Origin of the sequence: Aureimonas populi (assembly GCF_017815515.1) — a bacterium.
Classification (GTDB): Bacteria; Pseudomonadota; Alphaproteobacteria; order Rhizobiales; family Rhizobiaceae; genus Aureimonas; species Aureimonas populi.
Genome location: NZ_CP072611.1, coordinates 3,226,706 through 3,249,242 on the forward strand (window position 1 = coordinate 3,226,706; position 22,537 = coordinate 3,249,242).

Annotated in this window: 29 protein-coding genes and 3 tRNA genes; 23 read left to right on the plus strand and 9 right to left on the minus strand. The window is 68.0% G+C overall.

Annotation, left to right across the window (positions count from 1 at the left end):
* Positions 1–2: 2 nt before the first annotated feature.
* Positions 3–230, plus strand: coding sequence for a hypothetical protein (locus tag J7654_RS15285; RefSeq protein WP_209736727.1), 228 nt, complete (start codon positions 3–5; stop codon positions 228–230).
* Positions 231–404: 174 nt separating this feature from the next.
* Here the strand turns inward: J7654_RS15285 and J7654_RS15290 are convergent.
* A tRNA-Pro gene (locus J7654_RS15290) sits at positions 405–481 on the minus strand.
* 139 nt (positions 482–620) lie between these two features.
* On the opposite strand from J7654_RS15290, the gene J7654_RS15295 reads away from it, so the two are divergent.
* Together J7654_RS15295 and J7654_RS15300 are read left to right on the plus strand one after the other, a co-directional pair.
* A tRNA-Gln gene (locus J7654_RS15295) sits at positions 621–695 on the plus strand.
* A gap of 108 nt (positions 696–803) precedes the next feature.
* Positions 804–1,091 carry a hypothetical protein gene (locus J7654_RS15300; RefSeq protein ID WP_209736728.1) on the plus strand — a complete coding sequence of 96 codons (288 nt, stop codon included), beginning with the start codon at positions 804–806 and terminating at the stop codon, positions 1,089–1,091.
* Positions 1,092–1,335: 244 nt separating this feature from the next.
* Here the strand turns inward: J7654_RS15300 and J7654_RS15305 are convergent, their stop codons facing one another.
* A complete protein-coding gene (locus J7654_RS15305) occupies positions 1,336–1,629 on the minus strand; it encodes a hypothetical protein (protein ID WP_209736729.1) in 294 nt (97 codons plus the stop codon).
* 191 nt (positions 1,630–1,820) lie between these two features.
* Between J7654_RS15305 and J7654_RS15310 the strand changes: the two genes are divergently transcribed.
* The 4 genes from J7654_RS15310 (at position 1,821) to J7654_RS15325 (ending at position 3,452) form a co-directional block, all read left to right on the plus strand.
* A tRNA-Ser gene (locus J7654_RS15310) sits at positions 1,821–1,910 on the plus strand.
* A gap of 178 nt (positions 1,911–2,088) precedes the next feature.
* The gene (locus J7654_RS15315; protein ID WP_209736730.1) at positions 2,089–2,334 is read left to right on the plus strand and encodes a hypothetical protein; all 246 of its coding nucleotides are present in this window, start codon (positions 2,089–2,091) and stop codon (positions 2,332–2,334) included.
* Between the two features lie 209 nt (positions 2,335–2,543).
* Positions 2,544–2,861 (plus strand): hypothetical protein, encoded by a 318-nt coding sequence (locus tag J7654_RS15320; protein WP_209736731.1) that lies wholly within the window; start codon positions 2,544–2,546, stop codon positions 2,859–2,861.
* 144 nt (positions 2,862–3,005) lie between these two features.
* Positions 3,006–3,452: a universal stress protein gene (locus tag J7654_RS15325; protein ID WP_209736732.1), complete on the plus strand. Its 447-nt coding sequence runs from the start codon at positions 3,006–3,008 to the stop codon at positions 3,450–3,452.
* 198 nt (positions 3,453–3,650) lie between these two features.
* On the opposite strand, the gene rirA is transcribed toward J7654_RS15325, so the two are convergent.
* Entirely contained in the window at positions 3,651–4,145 is a 495-nt protein-coding gene (rirA, locus tag J7654_RS15330) for an iron-responsive transcriptional regulator RirA (protein ID WP_209736733.1), read from the minus strand.
* 238 nt (positions 4,146–4,383) lie between these two features.
* On the opposite strand from rirA, the gene J7654_RS15335 reads away from it, so the two are divergent.
* The 10 genes from J7654_RS15335 (at position 4,384) to J7654_RS15380 (ending at position 12,892) form a co-directional block, all read left to right on the plus strand.
* Positions 4,384–5,286 carry an ABC transporter permease subunit gene (locus tag J7654_RS15335; protein ID WP_209736734.1) on the plus strand — a complete coding sequence of 301 codons (903 nt, stop codon included), beginning with the start codon at positions 4,384–4,386 and terminating at the stop codon, positions 5,284–5,286.
* Positions 5,287–5,292: 6 nt separating this feature from the next.
* The gene (gene livM / locus J7654_RS15340; protein WP_209736735.1) at positions 5,293–6,753 is read left to right on the plus strand and encodes a high-affinity branched-chain amino acid ABC transporter permease LivM; all 1,461 of its coding nucleotides are present in this window, start codon (positions 5,293–5,295) and stop codon (positions 6,751–6,753) included.
* A gap of 5 nt (positions 6,754–6,758) precedes the next feature.
* Entirely contained in the window at positions 6,759–7,778 is a 1,020-nt protein-coding gene (locus J7654_RS15345) for an ABC transporter ATP-binding protein (RefSeq protein ID WP_209736736.1), read from the plus strand.
* Complete coding sequence (locus J7654_RS15350) at positions 7,775–8,527, plus strand: ABC transporter ATP-binding protein (RefSeq protein ID WP_209736737.1); 753 nt, start codon at positions 7,775–7,777, stop codon at positions 8,525–8,527. The genes J7654_RS15345 and J7654_RS15350 overlap by 4 nt, the downstream gene beginning before the upstream one ends.
* Complete coding sequence (locus tag J7654_RS15355; protein ID WP_209736738.1) at positions 8,527–8,877, plus strand: DUF6867 family protein; 351 nt, start codon at positions 8,527–8,529, stop codon at positions 8,875–8,877. The genes J7654_RS15350 and J7654_RS15355 overlap by 1 nt, the downstream gene beginning before the upstream one ends.
* A gap of 229 nt (positions 8,878–9,106) precedes the next feature.
* Complete coding sequence (locus J7654_RS15360; protein WP_209736739.1) at positions 9,107–10,243, plus strand: branched-chain amino acid ABC transporter substrate-binding protein; 1,137 nt, start codon at positions 9,107–9,109, stop codon at positions 10,241–10,243.
* A gap of 154 nt (positions 10,244–10,397) precedes the next feature.
* Positions 10,398–10,964 (plus strand): biotin transporter BioY, encoded by a 567-nt coding sequence (locus J7654_RS15365; protein WP_209736740.1) that lies wholly within the window; start codon positions 10,398–10,400, stop codon positions 10,962–10,964.
* On the plus strand, positions 10,961–11,635 hold the full coding sequence (locus J7654_RS15370) for an energy-coupling factor ABC transporter ATP-binding protein (RefSeq protein WP_209736741.1): 675 nt from the start codon (positions 10,961–10,963) through the stop codon (positions 11,633–11,635). The genes J7654_RS15365 and J7654_RS15370 overlap by 4 nt, the downstream gene beginning before the upstream one ends.
* A gap of 32 nt (positions 11,636–11,667) precedes the next feature.
* On the plus strand, positions 11,668–12,222 hold the full coding sequence (locus J7654_RS15375) for an energy-coupling factor transporter transmembrane component T family protein (protein WP_245195526.1): 555 nt from the start codon (positions 11,668–11,670) through the stop codon (positions 12,220–12,222).
* Positions 12,223–12,289: 67 nt separating this feature from the next.
* Positions 12,290–12,892, plus strand: coding sequence for an LOG family protein (locus J7654_RS15380; protein ID WP_209736743.1), 603 nt, complete (start codon positions 12,290–12,292; stop codon positions 12,890–12,892).
* Here J7654_RS15380 and rarD read toward each other — a convergent pair.
* From rarD to cysS, 4 genes are all read right to left on the minus strand, one after another.
* Positions 12,876–13,808, minus strand: coding sequence for an EamA family transporter RarD (gene rarD, locus J7654_RS15385; RefSeq protein WP_209736744.1), 933 nt, complete (start codon positions 13,806–13,808; stop codon positions 12,876–12,878). The two genes, J7654_RS15380 and rarD, sit on opposite strands and share 17 nt — an antisense overlap.
* 137 nt (positions 13,809–13,945) lie before the next feature.
* Positions 13,946–14,404: a GFA family protein gene (locus tag J7654_RS15390; protein ID WP_209736745.1), complete on the minus strand. Its 459-nt coding sequence runs from the start codon at positions 14,402–14,404 to the stop codon at positions 13,946–13,948.
* 54 nt (positions 14,405–14,458) lie between these two features.
* A complete protein-coding gene (pip, locus tag J7654_RS15395; protein WP_209736746.1) occupies positions 14,459–15,415 on the minus strand; it encodes a prolyl aminopeptidase in 957 nt (318 codons plus the stop codon).
* Positions 15,412–16,845: a cysteine--tRNA ligase gene (gene cysS, locus J7654_RS15400; protein ID WP_209736747.1), complete on the minus strand. Its 1,434-nt coding sequence runs from the start codon at positions 16,843–16,845 to the stop codon at positions 15,412–15,414. The genes pip and cysS overlap by 4 nt, the downstream gene beginning before the upstream one ends.
* A 329-nt stretch (positions 16,846–17,174) precedes the next feature.
* Between cysS and J7654_RS15405 the strand changes: the two genes are divergently transcribed.
* Positions 17,175–17,360 carry a hypothetical protein gene (locus J7654_RS15405; RefSeq protein ID WP_209736748.1) on the plus strand — a complete coding sequence of 62 codons (186 nt, stop codon included), beginning with the start codon at positions 17,175–17,177 and terminating at the stop codon, positions 17,358–17,360.
* Between the two features lie 25 nt (positions 17,361–17,385).
* On the opposite strand, the gene J7654_RS15410 is transcribed toward J7654_RS15405, so the two are convergent.
* Positions 17,386–18,102: an SOS response-associated peptidase gene (locus tag J7654_RS15410; RefSeq protein ID WP_209736749.1), complete on the minus strand. Its 717-nt coding sequence runs from the start codon at positions 18,100–18,102 to the stop codon at positions 17,386–17,388.
* A 71-nt stretch (positions 18,103–18,173) separates the two neighbouring features.
* Between J7654_RS15410 and J7654_RS15415 the strand changes: the two genes are divergently transcribed.
* The 4 genes from J7654_RS15415 to J7654_RS15430 all read left to right on the plus strand — a co-directional run bounded on the left by J7654_RS15415 (position 18,174) and on the right by J7654_RS15430 (position 20,200).
* Positions 18,174–18,599: an NUDIX hydrolase gene (locus J7654_RS15415; RefSeq protein ID WP_209736750.1), complete on the plus strand. Its 426-nt coding sequence runs from the start codon at positions 18,174–18,176 to the stop codon at positions 18,597–18,599.
* A 48-nt stretch (positions 18,600–18,647) separates the two neighbouring features.
* On the plus strand, positions 18,648–19,097 hold the full coding sequence (locus J7654_RS15420) for a TIGR02301 family protein (RefSeq protein WP_209736751.1): 450 nt from the start codon (positions 18,648–18,650) through the stop codon (positions 19,095–19,097).
* 104 nt (positions 19,098–19,201) lie between these two features.
* Entirely contained in the window at positions 19,202–19,462 is a 261-nt protein-coding gene (locus tag J7654_RS15425; RefSeq protein WP_209736752.1) for a hypothetical protein, read from the plus strand.
* 30 nt (positions 19,463–19,492) lie between these two features.
* Positions 19,493–20,200, plus strand: a complete 708-nt coding sequence (locus J7654_RS15430) for a hypothetical protein (protein ID WP_209736753.1) — start codon at positions 19,493–19,495, stop codon at positions 20,198–20,200.
* A gap of 30 nt (positions 20,201–20,230) precedes the next feature.
* On the opposite strand, the gene J7654_RS15435 is transcribed toward J7654_RS15430, so the two are convergent.
* Positions 20,231–21,568 (minus strand): dihydroorotase, encoded by a 1,338-nt coding sequence (locus J7654_RS15435; RefSeq protein ID WP_209736754.1) that lies wholly within the window; start codon positions 21,566–21,568, stop codon positions 20,231–20,233.
* Between the two features lie 112 nt (positions 21,569–21,680).
* Here J7654_RS15435 and ygfZ point away from each other — a divergent pair, with 112 nt between their 5' ends.
* Complete coding sequence (gene ygfZ, locus J7654_RS15440) at positions 21,681–22,511, plus strand: CAF17-like 4Fe-4S cluster assembly/insertion protein YgfZ (protein ID WP_209736755.1); 831 nt, start codon at positions 21,681–21,683, stop codon at positions 22,509–22,511.
* Positions 22,512–22,537: the final 26 nt, after the last annotated feature.

Sequence of the window (22,537 nt, forward strand, 5' to 3'; positions counted from 1 at the left end):
GTATGCCCCACACCGTGATCGTTTCCCTTGCCGAGACACTTGACGAGGAGCATTTCGACGCGCCGTCCTTCCAGCGCGTCGTTCGCTCGACGACCGAAGCCTTCGCCTCGCTTCTCTCCTCCTTCATCGCCAGCGGCGGAACCCCGCCCCGCGAGCTTGCCAGCATTCTGGAGGATGTGGCGAACGAGTATCTCGATCTTTCGGACACGGTGAACGAGATCCACCGCTGATTCCGGGGCTCCCGAACAGGTCGCTCTCACAACGCGTCTTGCGGCCGAACCCTGGCAGAGCGACCGCCTCGGCAAGGAAGCCGAGCCGGCAAACGAGGCCCTCACAGGCTCGCCAGAGCCCATCCCAAGGCACGGCTACGAAAGCCGCCCGATAAAATCTTTGATCTGAAAGAATGGTCGGAGTGGCAGGATTCGAACCTGCGACCCCCTCGTCCCGAACGAGGTGCGCTACCAGGCTGCGCTACACTCCGAAGCCGCCGGCTGTATAGCGGGCCACATCCCCCGCCGCAAGCCATGCCGACCTGCGCCGAGCGAAATTATCTCCCCTCCATCCAGATTGCGCCTGCCGAGCCGAAAGGCTATAGGGAGCGCCGATCGAACTTGGCATTTTGGGGCGTAGCCAAGCGGTAAGGCAGCGGTTTTTGGTACCGCCATTCCCTGGTTCGAATCCAGGCGCCCCAGCCATTCTCTATTGTGATGTATTGCCGCTCGAGCAGCGCCTCGCGCCTGATCTCGTTCCCTGCGCGCCGGACATGTGACAGAACACCTCGATCGAGGAACGAGGTCTTTCGCATGTCGCAGAACGAGACGGCACTTAAATTCATGGCTGGCGCGATCATGAAGCTTCAGAGCCAGGTGCAGGCGCAGGACCTGTTGCTGAAAGCGCTCTATGCCGAACGCGCCACGCAACGGGCGATCTTTCCGAAGGAGGCCGAGGAGGAGATCCACGGTATCGTGGCTTCGGTGGAAGACGCGCCGCGCTCCGGCTACGAGGGAGAGGAGCGCCATCTCGCAGACGTGGCGGCGGCCCTGCGCCTGTTTGCGGATGGGCTGCGCGAGCGGCTGGAGGGGCAAGTCTAGGAAAGGCCGCCCCCTTGCCGGCACGAAAAAGCCGCCGGGCATGACACCCAACGGCTCTGCGTCTCTTTCGAGATGTGCGGCTCTCACCCGTCGACGCGCCAGTACATCCGTGGTCGGTCGAGGGTTTGAGAGCCCTTCGCGCATCGACCCTGTCGGGGACGCGCAACACGACCATCATATGGGTGGGACGCGAGCCTTTGCAAGGGGCAAGTTCAAGGAGGCCCCCCGAGGGCCCGGGCCGCCGTCAGCGCGGAATGCGCGCGGCGGCGTTCACGGAGAACTCCAGCGGCTCGCCCGGCCGCAGCTTTATCAGCGCCAGATAGGCCCTGGCACCCGCGTCGTCATGGAGGACGAGCGGCACCTCTCCCTCTCCCATCGCCTTGCGAACCAGTTCCTGCGCCTCCGAGGCGGACGGCGCGAGCACGGCGAACATCCTCGTTCCCTCGCGCGGCTCAGGATCGTCCTCGCGTGGAGGGGCGGAGATCATGTAGGCTGTCAGGGTCTCGGGCACGGTGCGGATCTCCTGTCGCCTCTGCAAGATGGGGCCAGCCTGCCCTTCGGCCAGCCCCCTCGCCGAAGCCACGGACCTGGGACCGAACACCAGGGCAAGGCCGGCCCCGCCGCGATTTTCCGCCCTCCTGGACACGCCGCGATGCCGCCGGCCCGAAATTGGACTGCCGCCGGAAATCCGCTTGAACTCTGGCCTTCACGTGGTAGTAGGAGCGCCGTGGAGAGGTGGCCGAGTGGTCGAAGGCGCTCCCCTGCTAAGGGAGTAAACCAGCGATGGTTTCGAGGGTTCGAATCCCTTCCTCTCCTCCAGCGGCCCGAGCGCATCTTTCGCGCAGGCAAGGCACGCATTTGGGGGAAACAGGCACTCTTTCGAACAGAATGAGCAAGGTCCGGAAAACGCGTTGACGGTGGGGAACCCGCCCGCGGCGCGAAGTCGCTCCCTGCCGCCGCCCTTGCCCGGTCCCCGAACAACCTGATTGGAAGCGCCTTGCCCGTACAGACCCTCTACATCGTTCAGCAGTTCGAGAAGCAGGGCCGCAAGCTGGTGAAGGGGCGTGCGCTCGATTTCCGGAGCGCGGCGGAAGCGGTGGCGCGCGCGGAGCGGGATGCGGTTCGATTCGCCGGCGTGGTCGCCGTGACGGTGACGGTGGACACCGAGACGGGCGAGACGCTGGAGGACCCCGTCATCCTGGCGCAGCATGGCGAGGTGCCGGAGGGCATCATCGGCGGGTAGGCATTCCCGCCTAGAAGAGCGCCGGGGAATTAACCCCGACGTGTTCTTGCGGCGACCCGCGAGGCTTATGGGTGAACGACCCGAGGGAGCGCACAGCCGGCCCCCGGGCTCGCCAAAACGATTAATCGGTGCAAGTATCGATTGCGGTATTCAGGGAGACGGAAATGACAGCTCGCAGTGCCGCGCGCCCTACGTCCCTCGATCGATGGATGGATGAGGAGAGTTCGTGGGACCAGCGCCATGACGATCGCGAATACGTTCCGGAGCTTTCGGCCCTGAACGGCACCGATCAGGAATGGCGGCTCCCACGTCTGGCGCGGGTCTACGGCACCGCCCGGCAGCTCTTCCTCACCGTCGAGCACCGCCCCCTGCCCGCCACGATCGTCCATTCCCTGCATGACGAGCGCGGAACGCTGATCGTGAAGGTCTCATCGCCGCAATGGCAGGCGTTTCTCGAGCCCTTCTTCCACCTCGCCTGGCGGTCCGAGAACGAAAACCCGGAGCAGGTGCGCGTTCTGGGCTCCTGAGCGCCGGGCCGCTCGGCTTCCCGCCCTTCCGCGCCCGCATGAAGGCCGGCGCGCCCCGCCTCCCGCCGGCATCGGCGCGTTTGATCGCGATCAAGGCATCCGCGCGCGAAACCGTGTATCGAGGGGGCGCTGAAAGGAGGGCGCATGTACACTCATATTCTGATTGCCACGGATGGATCGGACCTCGCCAAGAAGGGCGTCGATCACGGGATTTCCCTTGCCAAGGAGACGAACGCGAAAGTCACCCTCGTCGCCGTGACGGAGCCCTTCCCGATCCACGCCGTGCCGAGCGAGGGCTCGTTTGCCGCCCGCAACGCCATCGAGGTCTATAACGAGCGGTGCGAGAAATCCGCCGGGGCCATCCTCGACGCGGCCCATAACCAGGCAGCGCAATGGGGCGTCGCGTGCGAAAAAGTGCACGTGCCTGACAGCCGCGCCGCCGATGGCATTCTGGCGACGGCACGGGAAAAGGGGTGCAATCTCATCGTGATGACCTCGCACGGCCGGCGCGGCCTCGGCCGGCTTCTCCTCGGAAGCCAGACGGTCGAGGTTCTGACCCACAGCCCCGTGCCGGTGCTGGTCGTCAAATAGATCGAGCGGGCACGAAAAAACCCGCTCGGGGGAGGACCGAGCGGGTTTTAAAGATGCAGGCCATTGGGAGGAATGCCTGCGCGGATGGATGTCGCACGGCCCCGCCCTTCGCGCCAGCGGCGCAGATGCATGGCAGCCATGCGATCAAGAACAAGGTCGCCTCGAATCGCGCGCAGGCCCGATTCGCCGGGCGGAATGTCAGGCGATGCTGCGCAAGCGCGCGGTGCCGGGCACCGGCCCGGCGGGGGCCCCGGTCGGCTCGGCCAGACCCAGCCGATGGTGGATCGAGTTGCTGCCCCCCACGAGGCTGGCGATCGTGTGCTCGCCCAACGCGCCCAGAAACGCCTCCAGCGCCTGCCGGAGCGCGGCATTCAGCGAGCAACTGTCGATCAGCGGGCAGTCCGCCGCGCCGGGCTCGAAACATTCGGCCAGAACGAAGCTTTCCTCCGTCACTTCCACCACCGCGCGAAGCGTGATCGAGCCCGCCGGGCGGGCGAGCCGGACACCGCCATTGCGCCCGCGCACCGTCTCCACGAAGCCGGCCTCCACCAAGGGTTGGAGAATCTTGAAAAGGAAGAGCTCGGAAACCGAATAGGCCGCCGCGATCTCGCCCACCCGGCTCAAACGCCCCTCGTTCGCCGCGCAATACATCAGCATTCGCAACGCGTAGTTGGTCTGGCGTGTCAGGCGCATGGGGCGTCTCCGGGTGCCTTGGCCCGCAAAGGGCGGACACCTTATTAGAATAATTCCAATCTCAGGAAAAGGGTGCTCCGGCCCGGATCACCGCCACCACACGCGAAGAGAGTGATCATCAGCCGCCTTTCAATCGCAAGGATTGGCTTCCCGCCGCGCCATTGCTAATAAACCGAACATGCTGTCATCCTCGGCAATGGGGGCGCGAGGATGACACGCCTGCGGGGACAGCGACCTTATGGATTATTTTGTTCAGCAGCTCGTCAACGGCATCACGCTGGGATCGATCTACGGGCTGATCGCCATCGGCTACACGATGGTCTACGGCATCATCGGCATGATCAACTTCGCCCATGGCGAGATCTTCATGCTGGGCTCGTTCATAGCGCTGACGACCTTTCTCATCATCGCCGGGCTCGGGCTCACCTTCCTGCCGCTGGTCCTGCTTCTCATGCTCGTGGTGGCGATGCTCTTCACCGCCATATGGGGCTGGACGGTGGAGCGGGTGGCCTACCGGCCCCTGCGCGGCTCCTTCCGCCTCGCCCCGCTCATCACCGCCATCGGTATGTCCATTTTCCTGCAGAATTTCGTGCAGGTCACGCAGGGCGCCCGCGTCAAGCCCCTGCCCCCGCAGGTCCAGGGCGCGATCCAGCTCACCGATGGGGCGCAGATCTCCTACATGCAGATCGTCATCATCGTGACGACGCTTGTGCTGATGACATGCTTCTCGCTCGTCATCGGCAAGACGGCGCTGGGGCGCCAGCAACGCGCCTGCGAGCAGGACGCCAAGATGGCCTCGCTGCTCGGCGTCAACGTGGACCGCACCATCTCGCTGACCTTCATCATGGGCGCCTCGCTCGCCTCCGTGGCGGGCCTCATGTATCTGCTCTACTACGGCGTGATCGACTTCTATATCGGCTTCCTCGCGGGCGTTAAGGCGTTCACCGCGGCGGTTCTCGGCGGCATCGGCTCGCTGCCCGGCGCCATGCTGGGCGGCCTTCTCATCGGCCTGATCGAAACCTTCTGGTCCGGCTATTTCTCGGTGGAATACAAGGACGTGGCCGCCTTCTCGATCCTGGCCATCGTCCTCATCTTCCTCCCCTCGGGCCTGCTCGGCCGCCCCGCCGTCGAGAAGGTCTGAAGCCCCATGTCGAGCACGATCCAGCCGACCGCCGTCACGCCCGAGGGCGCGCAGGGGCAAGCCGAGCGGCGCGCCGAGGCGCTGGGCGGCGAGCCGCCGTTCCGCCAGCCGCCCACCGCCGGGGCCCGCCTCGCGAAGGCTTTGAAGGAATCCGTCGTCACCGCCCTCATCGTGGCCGGGCTCACCTTCTTCTTCCTCGCCGTGCGCTCCGACACGGCCTCGCGCGGCCTTACCCTCACGCCGCGTTGGGGCCTGTGGTTCACCGCCATCGCCATCGCCTTCGGCGTGCGCTTCCTGCTCTCCTACTTCGTCTTCCAGCGGGAGCGCCCGCTGTTCGAGGGGCTGCGTTCAGCCCGGGGAGGCACCGGCCGCGCCGGCAGCCTCTTCGCCAGGGGCCTGGGGGTCGCCCTCCTCGCTCTTGCGCTCACCTTCCCGTTCGTGGTCGGCGGCCTCGTGCCCTCTCGCGAGCGCTACCTCATCGACCTCGCCATCCTCATTCTCACCTACGTCATGCTGGGCTGGGGGCTGAACATCGTGGTCGGGCTCGCGGGCCTGCTCGATCTCGGCTATGTGGCCTTCTACGCGGTGGGGGCCTATTCCTTCGCGCTTCTGGCCATCAATTTCGACCTGGGCTTCTGGGTCTGCCTGCCCATGGCGGGGCTGTTCGCCGCGGGCTGGGGCGTGATCCTGGGCTTTCCCGTCCTGCGGCTTCGTGGCGATTATCTCGCCATCGTGACGCTCGCCTTCGGCGAGATCATCCGCGTGGTCCTGCTCAACTGGTCGGACTTCACCGGCGGGCCGAACGGGCTTCTGGGCATTCCCCGCCCCACCTTCTTCGGCCTGGATTTCGGTCGCGGCGAAGGCTCGTTCGCGGACTTCTTCGGGATCGAGCCCTCCTCGATCCACCGCTTCATCTTCCTCTACTACATCATCCTGGCGCTCGCGCTCCTGACGAACTTCGTCACCCTGCGCCTGCGCAAGCTGCCCATCGGCCGGGCGTGGGAGGCCATGCGCGAGGACGAGATCGCCTGCCGCGCGCTCGGCATCAACACCACCAACGTCAAGCTCACCGCCTTCGCGACCGGCGCCATGTTCGGCGGCTTCGCGGGCTCCTTCTTCGCCACCCGCCAGGGCTTCATCTCGCCGGAAAGCTTCACCTTCCTGGAGTCGGCCATCATCCTGGCCATCGTCGTGCTGGGGGGCCTCGGCTCGCAGATCGGTGTGGTCATCGCCTCGGTGGTGATGATCGGCGGCATCGAGCTTCTTCGAAACCTCACCTTCCTTCAGGCGGTCTTCGGCCAGGGCTTCGACCCTGTTCAGTACCGCATGCTGATCTTCGGCCTCGCCATGGTCGCGATCATGGTGTGGAAGCCGCGCGGGCTGGTCTCCTCGCGAACGCCCTCGGCGATCTACAAGGAAAAGAAGAAGATCGGCGCCGACATGGTCGCCCAGGGCGAGGGACACTGACGCCGATGTCGAACCTCGCCCCCAAGCCCGCCACGGCCGAGCAGCGCTGGACCCACGATCCGGTCCTGACCGTCGAGCACCTGACCATGCGCTTCGGCGGCCTCGTGGCCATCAACGACTTTTCCTTTGAGGTCGGGCGCGGCGACATCACCGCCCTGATCGGCCCCAACGGCGCGGGCAAGACCACCGTCTTCAACTGCGTGACGGGCTTCTACAAGCCGACGGAGGGGCGCATCACCCTTCGGCGCGGCCGCGGCATCCGTCCCGAATCGGTGGCCGAGCTCACCCGCTCGGGCCGCCAGAGCGCGCGGGCCGACGGCGGCGAGCTGTTCCTGCTGGAGCGGATGGCCGACTTCCGCATCACGCACAAGGCGGGCGTGGCGCGCACCTTCCAGAACATCCGCCTCTTCGGCGGCATGACGGTGTTCGAAAACCTTCTCGTCGCCCAGCACAACGAGCTGATGGTGGCCTCCGGCATGACCTTCGCGGGCCTCTTCGGCCTGCCGGGCTACCGGCGCGCCAGGCAGGAGGCGCAGGATCTGGCCGTCGACTGGCTGCGGCGCACCGCGCTTCTGGACCGGGCGGACGACCCGGCCGCCGACCTCTCCTACGGCGACCAGCGCCGGCTGGAGATCGCCCGCGCCATGTGCACCAAGCCCGCGCTCCTGTGCCTGGACGAGCCGGCGGCGGGCCTCAACCCGCGCGAATCGGCCGAGCTGAACGACCTCCTGCGCTCGATCCGCGACCGGGACGATGTCTCCATCCTGTTGATCGAGCACGACATGGGGGTCGTCATGGAGATTTCCGACCACGTGGTGGTGCTGGACTATGGCAAGAAGATCTCCGACGGCACGGCCGAGGAGGTGAGGAACGACCCGCGCGTCATCGCCGCCTATCTGGGCGTGGACGACGAGGAGGTGGAAGCGGTGGAGGAGAAGCTGGAGCACGGCGATCTGGCCGGCGCCGCCGAGGTGGCCGGCGTCGCGGCCCCGCTCTCGGAGCCAGGCGAAGGAGGCGCACGATGAGCGCCCTGCCATCCGGCGCCCCGGCCGCCGCGCCGCTCCTGTCGATTCGCGGGGTCGAGACCTTCTACGGCAAGATCCAGGCGCTGCGCGGCGTCGATCTCGACGTGTACGAAGGCGAGATCGTCACGATCATCGGCGCCAACGGCGCCGGCAAGTCGACGCTGATGATGACGATCTGCGGCAGTCCCCGCGCCCGCTCGGGCCAGATCCTCTATCGCGGCGAGGACATCACCCAGCTTCCCACCCATTCCATCATGACCCGCCACATCGCCCAGTCGCCGGAGGGACGCCGCATCTTCGGGCGCATGACGGTGATGGAAAACCTCCAGATGGGTACGACCCTTGTGGGCCAGGACCATTTCGACGAGGATTTGAAGCGCGTCTTCACGCTCTTCCCGCGCCTGAAGGAGCGGGCGAACCAGCGCGGCGGCACGCTCTCGGGCGGCGAACAGCAGATGCTCGCCATCGCCCGCGCGCTGATGAGCCGCCCCAAGCTCCTGCTTCTCGACGAGCCCTCGCTCGGGTTGGCGCCCCTCATCGTCAAGCAGATCTTCGAGGTGGTGCGGGAGCTGAACGTCAATGAGGGGCTGACCGTCTTCCTGGTGGAGCAGAACGCCTTCCACGCGCTGCGGCTGGCCCATCGCGGCTATGTGATGGTCAACGGCGCGATCACCATGAGCGGCACCGGGCGCGAGCTTCTGTCGCGCGAGGAGGTGCGGGCGGCCTATCTCGAGGGAGGACGGCACTGATGCAGCCGCAAATGGCGCTTCTCTGGGAGGTCTCGGTCTTCGAGTTCGTCCTCGTCACCATGGTCCTGGGCGGCGCCCTCGCCTACATGATCGGCCGCTCCACGGCGCTGACATGGAGCGGCTGGGGCCTCATGACCTTCTACACGCTGCTTCTCACCATCGCGGCCCGCTTCATCCATTTCAGCCTGTTCGACGGCACCTTCTTCCTGCCGCTCGAGACACTGGGCACGGCCGCCTATTACGCGGGAATCGACTTCATCGTCCTGATGGCCTTCGCGGCGGCCGGGCGCATGTGGACCCGCAAGCTCCAGACGCAGCGTCAATACGGCTTCCTCGACCGCGCGGCCTGAGGCCCGGGCGCCCTCTCCGGTATGCCCGCCTGCCTTGCATGCGGGCGCGTTTTCGCGCGCGCCAAGGTCTTTTCGCCTCGGTTGTTGACGATACGCGCCGTGCAACGAAAGATTTCATCCGGACCCCATTCCCTCCGGGATCATCCTCGTCTTTAATCACTTGGGAGCAGCGCTTAACCGATAGGCAGAACGCCGCCGTCGCGCTGGTCAGTCAAACGGGAAGGTCGTCATGAAGAAAGTCCTCCTGGGCGGTGTCGCCCTCAACCTCGTCATGTCCGGCATGGCGATGGCCGAGATCACCATCGGCGTCGCCGGGCCCATCACCGGCCAGTACGCCTCCTTCGGCGAGCAGTTCCGCACCGGCGCCGAGCAGGCGGTGGCCGACATCAACGAAGCGGGCGGCGTGAACGGCGAAATGCTGCGCCTGTCCATCGGCGACGACGCCTGCGATCCCCGCCAGGCGGTGGCGGTGGCCAACCAGTTCGCCTCCGAGGGCGTCACCTTCGTGGCCGGCCATTTCTGCTCCGGCTCCTCCATCCCGGCCAGCCAGGTCTATGCCGACGAGGAGATCGTCATGATCTCGCCGGCCTCCACCAACCCCGCCTTCACCGAGGAGAGGCCGGGTGAAGGCGTGTTCCGCGTCTGCGGGCGCGATGACCAGCAGGGCGAGGTCGCGGGCGCCTACATCGCGGAGAACTTCGCCGATGTGAACGTGGCGATCCTCAACGACCGCACGGCCTACGGGGCGGGCCTGGCCGCGGAGACCGAGCGCGTGCTGCGCGCGGCCGGCAAGGACCCCACCGTGGTCGAGGCCTATACGGCCGGCGAGCGTGACTATACGGCCCTCGTCACCCGCATGAACCAGGAGGATGTCGGCCTCGTCTATATCGGCGGCTACCACACCGAAGCCGGCCTCATCGCGCGCCAGATGCGCGAGCAGGGCATGGACGCGCTCATCATGTCCGGCGACGCGCTGGTCAGCGACGAGTATTGGGCCATCACCGGCGAGGCGGGCGAAGGCACGCTGATGACCTTCTCGCCCGACCCGCGCCGCAACGAGGTGGCCGCGCCGGTGGTGGAGAAGATCGAGGCCGCCGGCAAGTCGGCCGAAGGCTACGCCCTCTACACCTACGCCGCCATCCAGGCCTGGGCGCAGGCCGTCAACACGGCCGGCTCCACGGATTTCGAGCCGGTGGTCGCCGCGCTGAACGAAGGCACCTTCGACACGGTCATCGGCGAGCTCGCCTTCGACGATGTGGGCGACGTCACCCTGCCGGGCTATGTCGTCTACGAGTGGTCCGACGGCACCTACGACTATGTCGAGACCGCCGCGGCGGACGTGGAGCCGGCAACGCCCGCCCAGTAAAGGCACGCCGACCTTCCGCAAGCCCCGGCGCCGCGCGCCGGGGCTTTCCCTTGCCTGGCTTCGCGCCACCGCTTTTCCTCCGGCGCGTCGGGCGCTAAACAGGCGCAAATCGCGGGGCGGGGCAGACCGCGCCGCCAGCCGGGGGGAACTTCCAGTGACGACACGCGACATCGTGCAGATCGCCCTTTTCGCCGCCCTGATGGCGGTTCTCGGCATCTTCCCGCCGCTGATGATTCCCGGTCTCGGCATTCCCGTCACGGCCCAGTCCATGGGGCCGATGCTGGCGGGCGGCATACTCGGTGCCAGGCGTGGCGGGCTGTCCATGCTGCTCTTCGTAGCGCTCGTGGCGGTCGGTCTTCCGCTCCTCTCGGGCGGACGCGGCGGCCTCGGCGCACTCATGGGGCCGTGGAGCGGCTTCATCTTCGGCTGGGTCCTGGCCGCCTTCCTCATCGGCTGGCTGACGGAACGCTTCTTCGCGCGTCTCGGCCTCGTTCACTCCTTCGCCTTCTCCGTCCTTGGGGGCGTCGGTGTGGTCTACGGCGTTGGAGTGCCCTGGTTCGCCGCGCTGTCGGGCGTTCCGCTGCTCCAGGCCTTCAGCGCATCGGCCGTGGCCTTCATCCCGGGCGACCTGGTGAAGGCGGGCGTCGCGGCGGCCGTGGTCGTGGCGGTGCGCCGCGCCTATCCGCTCATCCGGCCGCAGGCGCCCCTCCTGCGCCGATGATCGTTCTCGATCGGGTCAGCGTCCTCCGGGGAGAGCGCCCTGCCCTGTCGGACCTTTCGCTATCGCTGGACGAGCCGCGCGTCGGCGTGATCGGCGCCAACGGCTCGGGCAAGAGCACCTTCGCGCGGCTGTTGAACGGCCTTGTCCGCCCCAGTTCCGGCACCGTCACGGTGGCGGGGCTGGATACGGCCACGCAGGGCAAGGACGTGCGCCGCAAGGTCGGCTTCCTGTTCCAGAACCCGGACAACCAGATCGTCTACCCCACGGTCGGCGAGGACGTGGCCTTCGGGCTCAAGCGCGAAAGGCTCGGCAAGGGCGAGATCGGGGCACGTGTCGGGGCCGCGCTGGAACGCTGCGGCCTGCGGGGTTTCGAGGAGCGGCTCGTCCACGAGCTTTCGGGCGGCGAACGCCAGCTCGTCGCGCTGGCCGGCATCCTGGCGATGCGCCCGGAGCTTCTGGTGCTCGACGAGCCGACGACGCTTCTGGACCTGCGCAACCGCCGCCGCGTGATGGACACGGTGGAGGCCACCGCACGGCGCGTGGTGCTGGTCACGCACGATCTGGAGCTTCTGCCGGCGTTCGACCGTGTCCTCGTCTTCGAGGCCGGCCGGCTCGCCTTCGATGGAAAGCCCGCCGAGGCCCTCGCCTTCTACCGGGCGCTCGTTTCGTGATCCGGGGCCTTTACGCCCATCGAGACAGCGCGATGCACCGGCTGCGGCCGGGGGCCAAGCTCCTCGCATTGCCCGTTCTGGCAACGCTCCTGTTCCTCACCGCCGACCTCTTCGTCCTTGGGGCCGCCTTCCTCGGCGCATTGGCGCTGTTCCCCCTCGCCCGCCTTTCGATGCGCCTGGCCGCCACTCAGCTTCGCCCCGCGCTGCTTCTGCTTCTCGCGATCTTCGCCGCGCAGGTCTGGATGGCGGATATTGCCGCCGCCCTCGCCGTCGTCCTGCGCCTTGTCGCACTGCTTCTGCTCGCCAGCCTCGTGACGCTGACCACGCGCACGGCCGCGATGGTGGACACGATCGAATGGTCGATGGCGCCCCTGCGCCCGCTCGGCGTCGATCCGGCGAAGGTGGGCCTTGCCCTGTCCATGACGATCCGCTTCGTGCCGCTTCTGGCCGGCGTGCTGGAGGAGGTGCGCGAGGCGCAGAAGGCGCGCGGCGCGGAGCGCAGCACATTCGCCCTCGCCGTGCCGGTGATCCTGCGGGCCCTGAAGATGACAGACGAGATCGCCGACGCCATCGACGCGCGAAGCTGACGCCCGCGAGACGATAAATCGCGCCTCGATGCTTGACCGGCGGCCTTCGAAATCCGACTTTCCACCCATGAGTTCGATTCGATCCGTCTGCGTCTATTGCGGCTCCTCCGCCGGGCGCAATCCTGACTATATGACCAGCGCCGAGGCGCTCGGCACCGCGATGGGCGAGGCCGGCATCCGCCTCGTCTATGGCGGCGGCACACGCGGCATCATGGGCGCGGTATCCGACGCGGTGATCCGCGCCGGGGGCCAGGTCACGGGCATCATCCCGCGCTTCCTGGTGGACATGGAGGCGACCGAGAGCGAGCTGAAGCGGCTGGACGAACTGATCGTCACCGAGGACATGCACGAGCGCAAGCACGCCATGTTCGAGCGCTCCGACGCCTTCGTCGCCCTGCCCGGCGGCATCGGCACGCTGGAGGAGCTGATCGAGATCATGACATGGAGCCAGCTCGGCCGGCACAGGAAACCCATCGTCATCGCCAATGTGGGCGGCTTCTGGAATCCGCTGGCCGGGCTGCTCGACCACATGCGCGACGAGGGCTTCATCCACACCCAGCATCAGGTTCGCCCGCTGGTGATCGACCGCGTCGAGGATATCCTGCCCGCCATCCTGGAAACGGCCCCCGCGCATCGCGAAGGGGCCGGCGAGATCATCGAGCGTCTTTGACCTTCCCCGCGCGGCGCCTGCCGCGCTCGCCCAGGAGCGAGGCTGTGTAGATCGCCAGCGCCGTCCAGATGAAGGCGAAGGCCACGAGTTGCTCGAGGCCGAACGGCTCGCCGAACACGAACACCGCCGTCAGCCCCAGCAGGGTCGGCGTCAGATATTGCAGCATCCCGATGGTGGAGAGCCGCAGCAGGCGCGCGCCGGCGGCGAACAGGATGAGCGGAATCGCCGTGAGCGGGCCGGAGAGCACCAGAAGCAGCGTCTCCCAGCCGTCATTGGCGAAATGGGCCGTTCCCCGGCTGCCCACCCACAGGGCCAGCGCGAGCGCGGGCGCGAACAGGATCGTCACCTCCAGGAAGAAGCCTTCCACCGCGCCATAGGGGGTCACCTTGCGCAACAGCCCATAGAGGCCGAAGGAGAGCGCCAGCATCAGTGACACCCATGGCAGGCCGCCTGTGGCCACGGTCAGGAATACGACGCCGACGCAGGCGAGCGCGATGGCGACGAGCTGAAGGCCGCTGGGCCGCTCCTTCAGGAAGATGGCTCCCAGCGCGAGACTGAGCAGTGGATTGATATAGTAGCCGAGCGCTGCATCCACCCCGTGCCCCGCCGCGATGGCGTAGACATAGACACCCCAGTTCACCGAGATGATCGCCGCGCACAGCGCCGCGACCGCCAGCGTCCGGGCGTTGAGATAGGGGCGCAGAGCGTGGCGCCCCGACAGCCGCAGGAGCAGGAGGAGCGCGAAGGGCCACGCCCAGAGAATGCGGTGGGCCACCACTTCCAGCGCATCCACGCCGCTCAGCGCCTTGAGAAACACCGGCAGGACAAGGCCCCAGATGAGATAGGCGCCGCCGGCGAAGACATAGCCGCGCACCGGCTCGGCCGGGGCGGGACGGGGGATCGCAGGGTCGGACAAGCAAGCGTTCGCCGTGATCGAGGTCAAGCGCGAAGAAGGCCGCAAGGCACGCGCTTCGTCAGGCGCCCCTTTTACCAGCCGCGCGCGGCCGGGGACACCCGATTTCCCTGATCCCAGTCATTCACCGCGCTGATGGATCAGTCGTGGTCCGGGTGCTGGTACGAGCGCAGATCGCGCAGCGCGGGGTCCGTTTCCGCGTCCTCCTGCGTCGTCGTGCCCGGCAGGTGGCCCAGTTCGTCGACGAAGGGCAGCTTGGCTTCGAGCCCGTATTGCCTGTCCGGCCATACCGCCGAAGGGTCGTCGAACGCGCCATGGGCCAGGGAGAGGCCCGCCGGCGTCTCGTAGGTCAGCGGCGTGCCGCATTCGGGGCAGAAGCCGCGCTCGGCGAGCGAAGAGGAGCGGAAGCGCTTCGGCTCCGCCTTCGTCCATTCCAGGCGCGCGCCACGGGTGGAGACGAGCGGCGCGTAGAAGGCGCCGAACGCCTTCTGGCACATGCGGCAATGGCAGATGGAGGCGGAAAGCGCGCCCTCGATTCGGAAGCGCACCGCACCGCATTGGCACCCGCCGGCATAGACGGGCTTGTTGTCGAGGCTCATGGCGCTTCCCTCCGGCGTTTCGTTCTTCGAAGAATGGGCGAGCGCCCGTTCGGGTCAACCGGCAAGCCTGTCGGTCGCCGCGACCAGCGCCTTCAGCGTGCCCGGCTCGGAGAAGGCGTGGCCGGCATCCTCCACGATGGTCAGTTGCGAGCCGGCCCACGCCTTGTGCAGCTCCCAGGCCGTGATGGGCGGCGTCACCACGTCGTAGCGCCCCTGCACGATCACGCCCGGAATGCCGGAAAGGCGGTGCGCCTGCCGCAGGAGCTGGCCTTCCTCCAGCCAGAGGTCGTGCACGAAATAATGGTTCTCGATGCGCGCGAAGGCGAGCGTCGCGGCGCTGGCCGCCGTCCCGTCCACCGGCAGGACCGGCAGCGTGCGCATGGAGACGGTACGGGCCTCCCAGCGTGTCCATGCGCGCGCTGCGCGGCCGCGCTCGGCCGGGTCCTCATGCGTCAGCAGCCGGCGATAGGCGGCGATGGGGTCCGCCCGCTCGCCCTCCTCCAGCGGGGCGAGGAACAGCTCCCATTCGTCGGGAAAGAGGCGGCTTGCCCCGGCGCGGTAGAACCAGTCCAGCTCCGCCTTGCGGCCGGAGAAGACGCCGCGCAGCACCATCTCGCTCACCCGCTCCGGGTGGCTCTGCGCATAGGCGAGGCCCAGCGTCGCGCCCCAGGAGCCGCCGAACACCATCCAGCGCTCCACGCCGAAATGCGTGCGGAGCCGCTCGATATCGGCCACGAGATGCCAGGTCGTGTTGGCCTCCAGCGTCGCCAGCGGCGTGGAGCGCCCGCAGCCGCGCTGGTCGAAGAGCAGCACCTTGTAGCGCGCCGGATCGAACAGCCGGCGATGCACCGGGCCGCAGCCGCTGCCCGGCCCGCCATGCAGGAACACGGCCGGCTTGCCCTCCGGGTTGCCGCACAGCTCCCAGTAAAGCTCATGCCCGTCCCCCACCGGCAGCCGGCCGGAGGCGAAGGGCTCGATGGAGGGATACAGCCTCGCCTCGTCTCCCCTCATCGCCTCACCTCCCAACTGGTGGTCCGCTCGCCCGTGGCGGGGTCCTTGCCATCCTTGAGCTGGATGCCCTTCGCACCCAGCTCGGCGCGGATGGCGTCCGCGGCCGCGAAGTCGCGCGCCTTGAGAAGCGCCAGCCGCTCCTCGATCCGGGCGAGCGAGCCCGCGTCCAGCCCCTCCTCGCGCACGGGGTCGAGGCCGAGGAGAGCAAGGCTCGCCAGCGCCGGGGCGATCTGCCCCGCGTCGAACAGCTCATGCACCCGCGCGATGGCGGCGGCGATGTTGAGGTCGTCGCACAGCGCGGCGAGGAACGCCTCGTCCGGCGCGCGCGCCGGTGCGGCGGGCGCGGCGCGGGCCATGCGCTCCCACCGGTCCAGCTCGCGCACCGCCTCCTCGAGCCTGGCGAGGGTGAAGTCGATCGGCTCGCGATAATGCGTCTTCATCATCATCAGCCGTACCGCCTCCCCCGGCCAGCGCCGCCCGCCGACGCTCTCCTTTTCCAGGACATCGGCGATGGTCAGGAAGTTGCCTTCGGACTTCGACATCTTGCGCCCCTCCACCTGGAGGAAGCCGTTGTGCATCCACACCTGCGCCATGCGGTCCGTGCCGTGGGCGCAGCAGGATTGCGCCAGCTCGTTCTCATGGTGCGGGAAGATGAGGTCGAGCCCGCCGCCATGGATGTCGAAGACGCGGCCGAGATAGGCCTCGCTCATCACAGAGCATTCGATATGCCAGCCCGGCCGCCCCCGGCCCCAGGGGCTTTCCCAGCCGGGCTCCGCCTCGCTCGAAAGCTTCCAGAGCACGAAATCGGCCGGGTCGCGCTTGTGGGCCTCCACCGCCACGCGCGCGCCGGCCTGCTGCTCCTCCAGCCGGCGGCGCGACAGCGCGCCATAGGCCGGCATGGAAGATACGTCGAACAGCACCTCCCCCCCGGCCACATAGGCGTGGCCCTTCTCCAGAAGCGTGCCGATCATCGAGATCATGTCCGGCAGCCCGTCGGCGCGTGGGCTGACGAAAGCGGTGGCGCGCGGCTCATGCGTGGGCGGCAGGTTGCCGAGCGCGGCGACATCCCTGTGGAACTGCGCGGCCGTGCCTTCCGTCACGCGCGCGATGGCCTCGTTCAGCGGCAGGCCGGGAAAGTCGCGCGCGGCCCGCGCGTTGATCTTGTCGTCCACGTCCGTGATGTTGCGGGCATAGACGACATGGCTCTCCCCGTAGAGATGGCGCAACAGGCGGAAGAGCACGTCGAACACGATGACCGGCCGCGCATTGCCGATATGGGCGAAGTCGTAGACCGTCGGCCCGCACACATACATGCGCACGCGCCGGTCGGCGGGCGCGAGCGCACCGTCCGCCCAGTCGAGCGGCCGGAAGGCTTCCTTGCGCCGCGTGAGGGTGTTGGTGAGGGAAAGTCCGCGAAAACCGTCGTCCAACGTGGAATGCTCCTGCCGCCTGCGAGCCGTTTGCTAACGGCAATTCCCGAAATCCACAAACCGGCTCTGTGGCGAAAAGGAAACAGGCCGTCGTGTATCGGTGGGCCGATGAGAACCGCTTCTTGTTGCGTTCATCTTCGCCGCAGGCGCACAAGGCCGGCAACCAGGGGTTCTGACAGCTATTAGGCGAATCCTGTCGCCAGGATGAACGGCGTGGACATATTTTCTTAAGTATAAATCCATGGTCTTTACCTTAAATCGTCGCCGAACCGCCGCATTCGGCCACCATCTTCTCTTCATCGCACCGCGCATCGACAGGACGCACGAAAATGGCCCCGCACAACATCGCCTTCCGCTCCAAGAGGGAACGCGAGAAGGAAACCAAGCTTCTGGCCCATTACAAGGCCATCGGCATCGCCTCGATCGCCGCCGCGTGCGCCGCCGTGCGCCGCCGGACGGAGGTTTCCCGCCCGCTGATGCAGCCGCAGGCCCTCACCTTCCGCCACGCGGACTGAAAGCGCTTCCGGCGGCCGCGCACGGCTAGAACGGCAGGGTTCCCTGTGCGGCGGGCGCGATCTCCTGCGCCCGCTCCCCTTTCTCGACGGCCGGCGCCTGCACCTCGGGGCCCATATTGGCGACCTTGTTGATGGCCGCCGAAACCGGAACCGCCTCGAAGAACGCCTCCTCGGCCGGGCGCAGCAGGCTTGCCACGCCCGCCGGCCCCACCTCCCGGCAGTCCAGCCAGCGCGGGAAGTCCGCGCGCCCGATCACCACCGGCATCCGCTCATGGATCGGCCGCAGCGTCTCGTTCGCGCCCGTCGTCAGGATGGCGGCCGTGTCGATCTCGCTGCCATCGGGCGCCAGAAAAGTCTCCATCAGGCCGGCGAAGGCCAGCGGTCGCCCGTCTGCCGGCCGGACGAAGAAGGGCTGCGAGCGCCCCTTCCCCAACTTGCGCCATTCATAGAAGCCATCCGCCGGAACCAGACAGCGCCGATAGCGCATCGCGGCGCGGAAGGAGGCCTTCTCGGCCGCCGTTTCCGAACGCGCGTTGAACATGAGAGGCAGGCTGGACGGGTCCTTGGCGAAAGCCGGGATCAGCCCCCAGCGCGCCAGCATGGCGCGGCGCTCCGCGCCGATGACGATCAGGATCGGCTGCGTCGGCGCGATATTGTAGCGCGGCGGGAAAGGCTCGACTTCCGTCTCGAACAGCTCTTCCAGCGCCTGCGCCGGGCTCGTCAGCGTGAATCGTCCGCACATGGCCTCTGGTTCGGCTGGCCGCGTCCCCGTGTCAAGCTTGCGCCCGCGCGCTCGCCGTGCAGTCTGCCGCGATGAATTCGCCGCGTCCCGTCCTCGCCGTTTCGGCCTGCCTCTTCCGCGGCGGCGACCTGCTTCTGGTGGAGCGCGGCCGCGCGCCCTTTGCCGGCCTTCTCAGCCTGCCGGGCGGACGGGTCGAGTTCGGCGAGACGCTGGACGCCGCCATCCTGCGGGAAGTGGCAGAGGAAACCGGCCTTGCGCCGCGCCGCCTCTCCTTCCTGCACCTTCATCAGGCCATCGCCCTCGCCGAAGGCTCCCACGCCGTCATTGCCGTCTTCCAGGGCGAGCTTCCGCCCGATGCCGCACCTCGGGCGGGCGACGACGCCGCCTCGCTGCGCTTCGTCGCCCCCGGTGAGGTCCGCGCTCTGGAGGCGGCGGGGCGCACGACACCGGGGCTGGCGGCCGTGGCCGCGCTGGCCGAGGCCGCGCGGCAACCATAAAGCGCAACTTGCCTTGAAATGACGGCATGCAGGCGTCAGAGTCACACCATGCTCCTGCCTCGCCGCCCTACGCTTCTACCGGTCCTCTTCGCCGGCCTTCTGGCCACCGCCCTGCCCGCGCACGCGCAGGCGCCCGCGGAGGCGCCGGTGGCCGAGGAGGGCGAGGCGGCCGCCACCTCGCCCACGCGCCCCTCCGGCGCGGCTTTCATGCAGCCTCTCGGCCGGTTGTCCAGCATTCTGGGCTCCATGCACTTCCTGCGCCGGCTGTGCGAGGAGGAGGACGCGGATCTGTGGCGCGACAAGATGAACGAGTTGATCGCGGCGCAAAATCCCAACGAGGCGGACCGACGCATCCTGATCTCGCGGTTCAACGGCGGCTATCGTGCCTTCGAATCGACTTACCGCAGTTGTACGCCTGCGGCGAACGTCGCGATTCGCCGCTATCTCGACGAAGGCGAGCAGCTCTCGCGCGATATTGCCGCAAGGTACGGGAATTAAGATTTCGTTAAGGTTGCGCCGCGCTCCCCCGCGCGAACAGGCCTGCGACGTGCTAAACATTTAACGGGCCGTGAATCGCGACGGCTCAATTGGAGGTTTCGCGAATGATCGACATGCAGGGCACAGAGCTCGACGAGATGATCGCCGCCGAGAAGAAGCAGGTGGCGTTCGAGTATCACAGCGAAGCCTGGGCCGATGGATTCTCGGACGGCATCGAGGCCGAGATTCTGGCCGAGACCGCCATTTCGACGGCCTTGACCGAGCTTGTGCGCCGGCATGGCGAGGACGAGGTTCTGCAGCTTCTCGACCAGCTTCGCCAGCGCATCGTCGCGGGCGAATTCATCGCCGACAGAACCCTCCAGTAGCCCCGGCCCGAAATCCGCATTCGAGGCGTGATGAGACTCATCCGCACCGCTTCCCTGTCCGCGATCACCGCCGTGGCGCACCTGTCGCCAGCGGCGGTTCCGTCCGTTCTGGCCTTCTCCCAGATATCCGGCGAGAACGGCGGCACCCGCAGCCTGGACGGCATTCTCTCCGTCCCCCTGCCGCCCCTCCCCGGCGAGGAGAGCCCGGCCGAACCGGACGTAGCTCCCGGCGAGCCGGACTCCGCGGAGGCGGCCGCGCCCGATACCGCGCCGCTTCCCGTCCGCTACGGCGACGAGGGCTTGAGCGCGCCCGCGCGCGATCTTCGCCAGCGTCTGATCGAGATCGCGCGGGCGGGCGAGATCGAGGCGCTGCGCCCCTATCTGGAGACCGGCTCCCGGCCGACCGCCTTGTCCGTGGTGCCGGTGGACGAGGACCCCGTCGCCTTCCTCAAGCGGGCGTCCGGCGATGGCGAGGGCGTCGAAATCCTGGCGATCCTTCTGGAAGTGCTGCTCTCGGGCCATGTGCGAATGGACCCCGGGGGCGAGAACGAGATCTATGTCTGGCCCTATTTCACGCAGGTTCCGCTGGAGGAGCTGACGAACCCGCAGCTCGTGGAGCTGTTCGAGATCGTTACCGCCGGCGACTACCAGAACATGGTGGCCAACGGCGCCTATGATTTCTACCGCGTCGGCATCTCGCCGGAGGGCCGCCTGGAATTCTTCCTCGCCGGAGACTGAGAGCGCCCGTGAGGGGCGGCCCCGGGCGCGCTAAACGCGCCGGGCCCCCGTCTCCGCGAAGCGCGCCGGCTCGCCCGTCGCGGTCTCCACCAACTCGCCCTCCCACATCGCCTTGCGGCCACGGATGAAGGTGCCCACCGGCCACCCGGTCACCGGCTTGCCGTCATACGGCGTCCATTGCGACTTGGAGCCGATCCAGCCGTCGCGGATGGTCTCGCGGCGCTTCAAATCCACCACCGTGAAGTCGGCATCGTAGCCGGGCGCGATCCGCCCCTTGCCGGCCAGGCCGAAAAGGCGCTGCGGGCCGGCCGAGGTCAGATCCACCAAGCGCGCCAGGGAAAGGCGGCCGTTCGCCACATGGTCGAGCATGATCGGCACGAGCGTCTGCACGCCCGTCATGCCGGAGGGCGAGGCCGGATAGGGCTTGGCCTTCTCCTCCAGCGTATGGGGGGCGTGGTCGGAGCCGAGCACGTCCACCACGCCTTCGGCAAGGCCGCGCCACAGGCCCTCGCGATGGCGCGCCTCGCGCACCGGCGGGTTCATCTGGAGCTTGGTGCCGAGCCGCGCATAGTCCGAGGCGTCCATGGTCAGGTGATGGGGCGTCGCCTCGCATGTCACGAGGTCCTTGTGGCCGGCGAGGAAGGCGATCTCCTCGGCCGTCGAGATATGCAGGACATGGATGCGCGCGCCGGTCTCCTCCGCGATGCGCACCAGGCGCTGCGTGCAGCGCAGCGCCGCCACCTCGTCGCGCCACACGGGATGCGAGGCGGGGTCGCCCTCGATCCGCTCGCCCAGGCGCTCGCGCAGGCGGAACTCGTCCTCGGAGTGGAAGGCCGCGCGCCGGCGGGTGCGCCTCAGGATCTCGCGCACGCCCTCGTCGTCCTCGACCAGCAGCGAGCCGGTGGAGGAGCCCATGAACACCTTGATGCCGGCCGCGCCGGGCAGGCGTTCCAGCTCCGCGACATCAGCCGCGTTCTCCCGCGTGCCGCCCACCCAGAAGGCGAAGTCGCAATGCATCCGGTGGCGCCCGCGCGCCAGCTTGTCGGCCAGCGCCGCCTCGCTGGTGGTCAGCGGGTCGGTGTTCGGCATCTCGAACACGGTGGTCACGCCGCCCAGCACCGCCGCGCGGGAGCCCGATTCGAGGTCCTCCTTGTGCGTCGGCCCCGGCTCGCGGAAATGCACCTGGCTGTCGATCACGCCGGGCAGGATGTGCAGGCCCGTGCAGTCCACGACTTCGCCCGCGCTGCCCGCCCCGATCTCGCCGATATGCACGATGCGCCCGCCCGCGATGCCGATGTCGCGAAGACCCGCCCCGTCCTGGTTGACGACCGTTCCGCCTCTCAGGACGCGCTCGAATGTCTGTGCCATGCCGATCCCCTTCCGCTGGGGTGGCGATAAGGCGGTGCGGTTGCGGGAGCAAGCCCGCGCGCGCATATCTCTGCCCAAGGACATGCACAAACGAATCCGAAGGTCGCACCCGATGCCCTCCGCCCCCTTGCCCGACCGCGCGATCCTCACCGTCACCGGCGAGGATGCCGGGCACTTCCTGCAGAACCTGATCACCGCCGATCTCGACATGCTCGGCGAGGGCGAGGCGCGCCCGGCCGCGCTCCTCACCCCGCAGGGCAAGATCCTGTTCGATTTCCTCGTCAGCCGCATCGAGGGCGGCTTCCGGCTCGATGTAGCCGGCGTGGCGCGCGCCGATCTTCTGAAGCGTCTCACCCTCTACAAGCTGCGCTCCAAGGTGGCGCTGGCGCCCGGCGAGGAGGCGGTGGGCGTTTCATGGGAGGAGGCGGGCGAGGACGGCCTCGTCGACAGGCGCTTCACGCAGGGCAATGTGCGCCGGCACTATGGCGAGCCGCTGGCCGGCGACGCGCAGGATTTCCATGCCCTGCGCATCGCGGCCGGTATCATGGAGGCGGAGGCCGACTTCCCCGCCTCCGACGTCTTTCCCCATGACGTGCTTCTGGACCAGAACGACGGGGTCTCCTTCAGGAAGGGCTGCTACGTGGGCCAGGAGGTCGTCTCGCGCATGCAGCATCGCGGCACGGCGCGCCGGCGCGTGATGGTGCTGCGGGCCGAGAGCCACATCACGCCCGGCGCCAATGTGGAAGTTGGCGGGCGTACCGTGGGCACGGTGCTGGCCGCCGCCGGCACCGTGGCGGCCGCGCTGGTGCGGATCGACAAGGTGGCCGGCGCGCTGCGGGCCGGCGAGGAGCTGGTGGTGGACGGCGTGCCGGCACAGGCCGAGATTCCCGAATGGGCCGGCTACGCCCTGCCGGAGGAGGCCCCGGCCGGGGACGCCTCGTGAGCCGCGCCCTGAAGGCGAAGACCTCC

Coding starts and splice junctions, on each gene's coding strand:
- J7654_RS15285 (WP_209736727.1), top strand. CDS start 3: ATGCCCCACACCGTGATCGTTTCCCTTGCCGAGACACTTGACGAGGAG.
- J7654_RS15300 (WP_209736728.1), top strand. CDS start 804: ATGTCGCAGAACGAGACGGCACTTAAATTCATGGCTGGCGCGATCATG.
- J7654_RS15320 (WP_209736731.1), top strand. CDS start 2,544: ATGGATGAGGAGAGTTCGTGGGACCAGCGCCATGACGATCGCGAATAC.
- J7654_RS15325 (WP_209736732.1), top strand. CDS start 3,006: ATGTACACTCATATTCTGATTGCCACGGATGGATCGGACCTCGCCAAG.
- rirA (WP_209736733.1), bottom strand. CDS start 4,145: ATGCGCCTGACACGCCAGACCAACTACGCGTTGCGAATGCTGATGTAT.
- J7654_RS15335 (WP_209736734.1), top strand. CDS start 4,384: ATGGATTATTTTGTTCAGCAGCTCGTCAACGGCATCACGCTGGGATCG.
- livM (WP_209736735.1), top strand. CDS start 5,293: ATGTCGAGCACGATCCAGCCGACCGCCGTCACGCCCGAGGGCGCGCAG.
- J7654_RS15345 (WP_209736736.1), top strand. CDS start 6,759: ATGTCGAACCTCGCCCCCAAGCCCGCCACGGCCGAGCAGCGCTGGACC.
- J7654_RS15350 (WP_209736737.1), top strand. CDS start 7,775: ATGAGCGCCCTGCCATCCGGCGCCCCGGCCGCCGCGCCGCTCCTGTCG.
- J7654_RS15355 (WP_209736738.1), top strand. CDS start 8,527: ATGCAGCCGCAAATGGCGCTTCTCTGGGAGGTCTCGGTCTTCGAGTTC.
- J7654_RS15360 (WP_209736739.1), top strand. CDS start 9,107: ATGAAGAAAGTCCTCCTGGGCGGTGTCGCCCTCAACCTCGTCATGTCC.
- J7654_RS15370 (WP_209736741.1), top strand. CDS start 10,961: ATGATCGTTCTCGATCGGGTCAGCGTCCTCCGGGGAGAGCGCCCTGCC.
- J7654_RS15375 (WP_245195526.1), top strand. CDS start 11,668: ATGCACCGGCTGCGGCCGGGGGCCAAGCTCCTCGCATTGCCCGTTCTG.
- J7654_RS15380 (WP_209736743.1), top strand. CDS start 12,290: ATGAGTTCGATTCGATCCGTCTGCGTCTATTGCGGCTCCTCCGCCGGG.
- J7654_RS15390 (WP_209736745.1), bottom strand. CDS start 14,404: ATGAGCCTCGACAACAAGCCCGTCTATGCCGGCGGGTGCCAATGCGGT.
- pip (WP_209736746.1), bottom strand. CDS start 15,415: ATGAGGGGAGACGAGGCGAGGCTGTATCCCTCCATCGAGCCCTTCGCC.
- J7654_RS15405 (WP_209736748.1), top strand. CDS start 17,175: ATGGCCCCGCACAACATCGCCTTCCGCTCCAAGAGGGAACGCGAGAAG.
- J7654_RS15410 (WP_209736749.1), bottom strand. CDS start 18,102: ATGTGCGGACGATTCACGCTGACGAGCCCGGCGCAGGCGCTGGAAGAG.
- J7654_RS15415 (WP_209736750.1), top strand. CDS start 18,174: ATGAATTCGCCGCGTCCCGTCCTCGCCGTTTCGGCCTGCCTCTTCCGC.
- J7654_RS15420 (WP_209736751.1), top strand. CDS start 18,648: ATGCTCCTGCCTCGCCGCCCTACGCTTCTACCGGTCCTCTTCGCCGGC.
- J7654_RS15425 (WP_209736752.1), top strand. CDS start 19,202: ATGATCGACATGCAGGGCACAGAGCTCGACGAGATGATCGCCGCCGAG.
- J7654_RS15430 (WP_209736753.1), top strand. CDS start 19,493: ATGAGACTCATCCGCACCGCTTCCCTGTCCGCGATCACCGCCGTGGCG.
- J7654_RS15435 (WP_209736754.1), bottom strand. CDS start 21,568: ATGGCACAGACATTCGAGCGCGTCCTGAGAGGCGGAACGGTCGTCAAC.
- ygfZ (WP_209736755.1), top strand. CDS start 21,681: ATGCCCTCCGCCCCCTTGCCCGACCGCGCGATCCTCACCGTCACCGGC.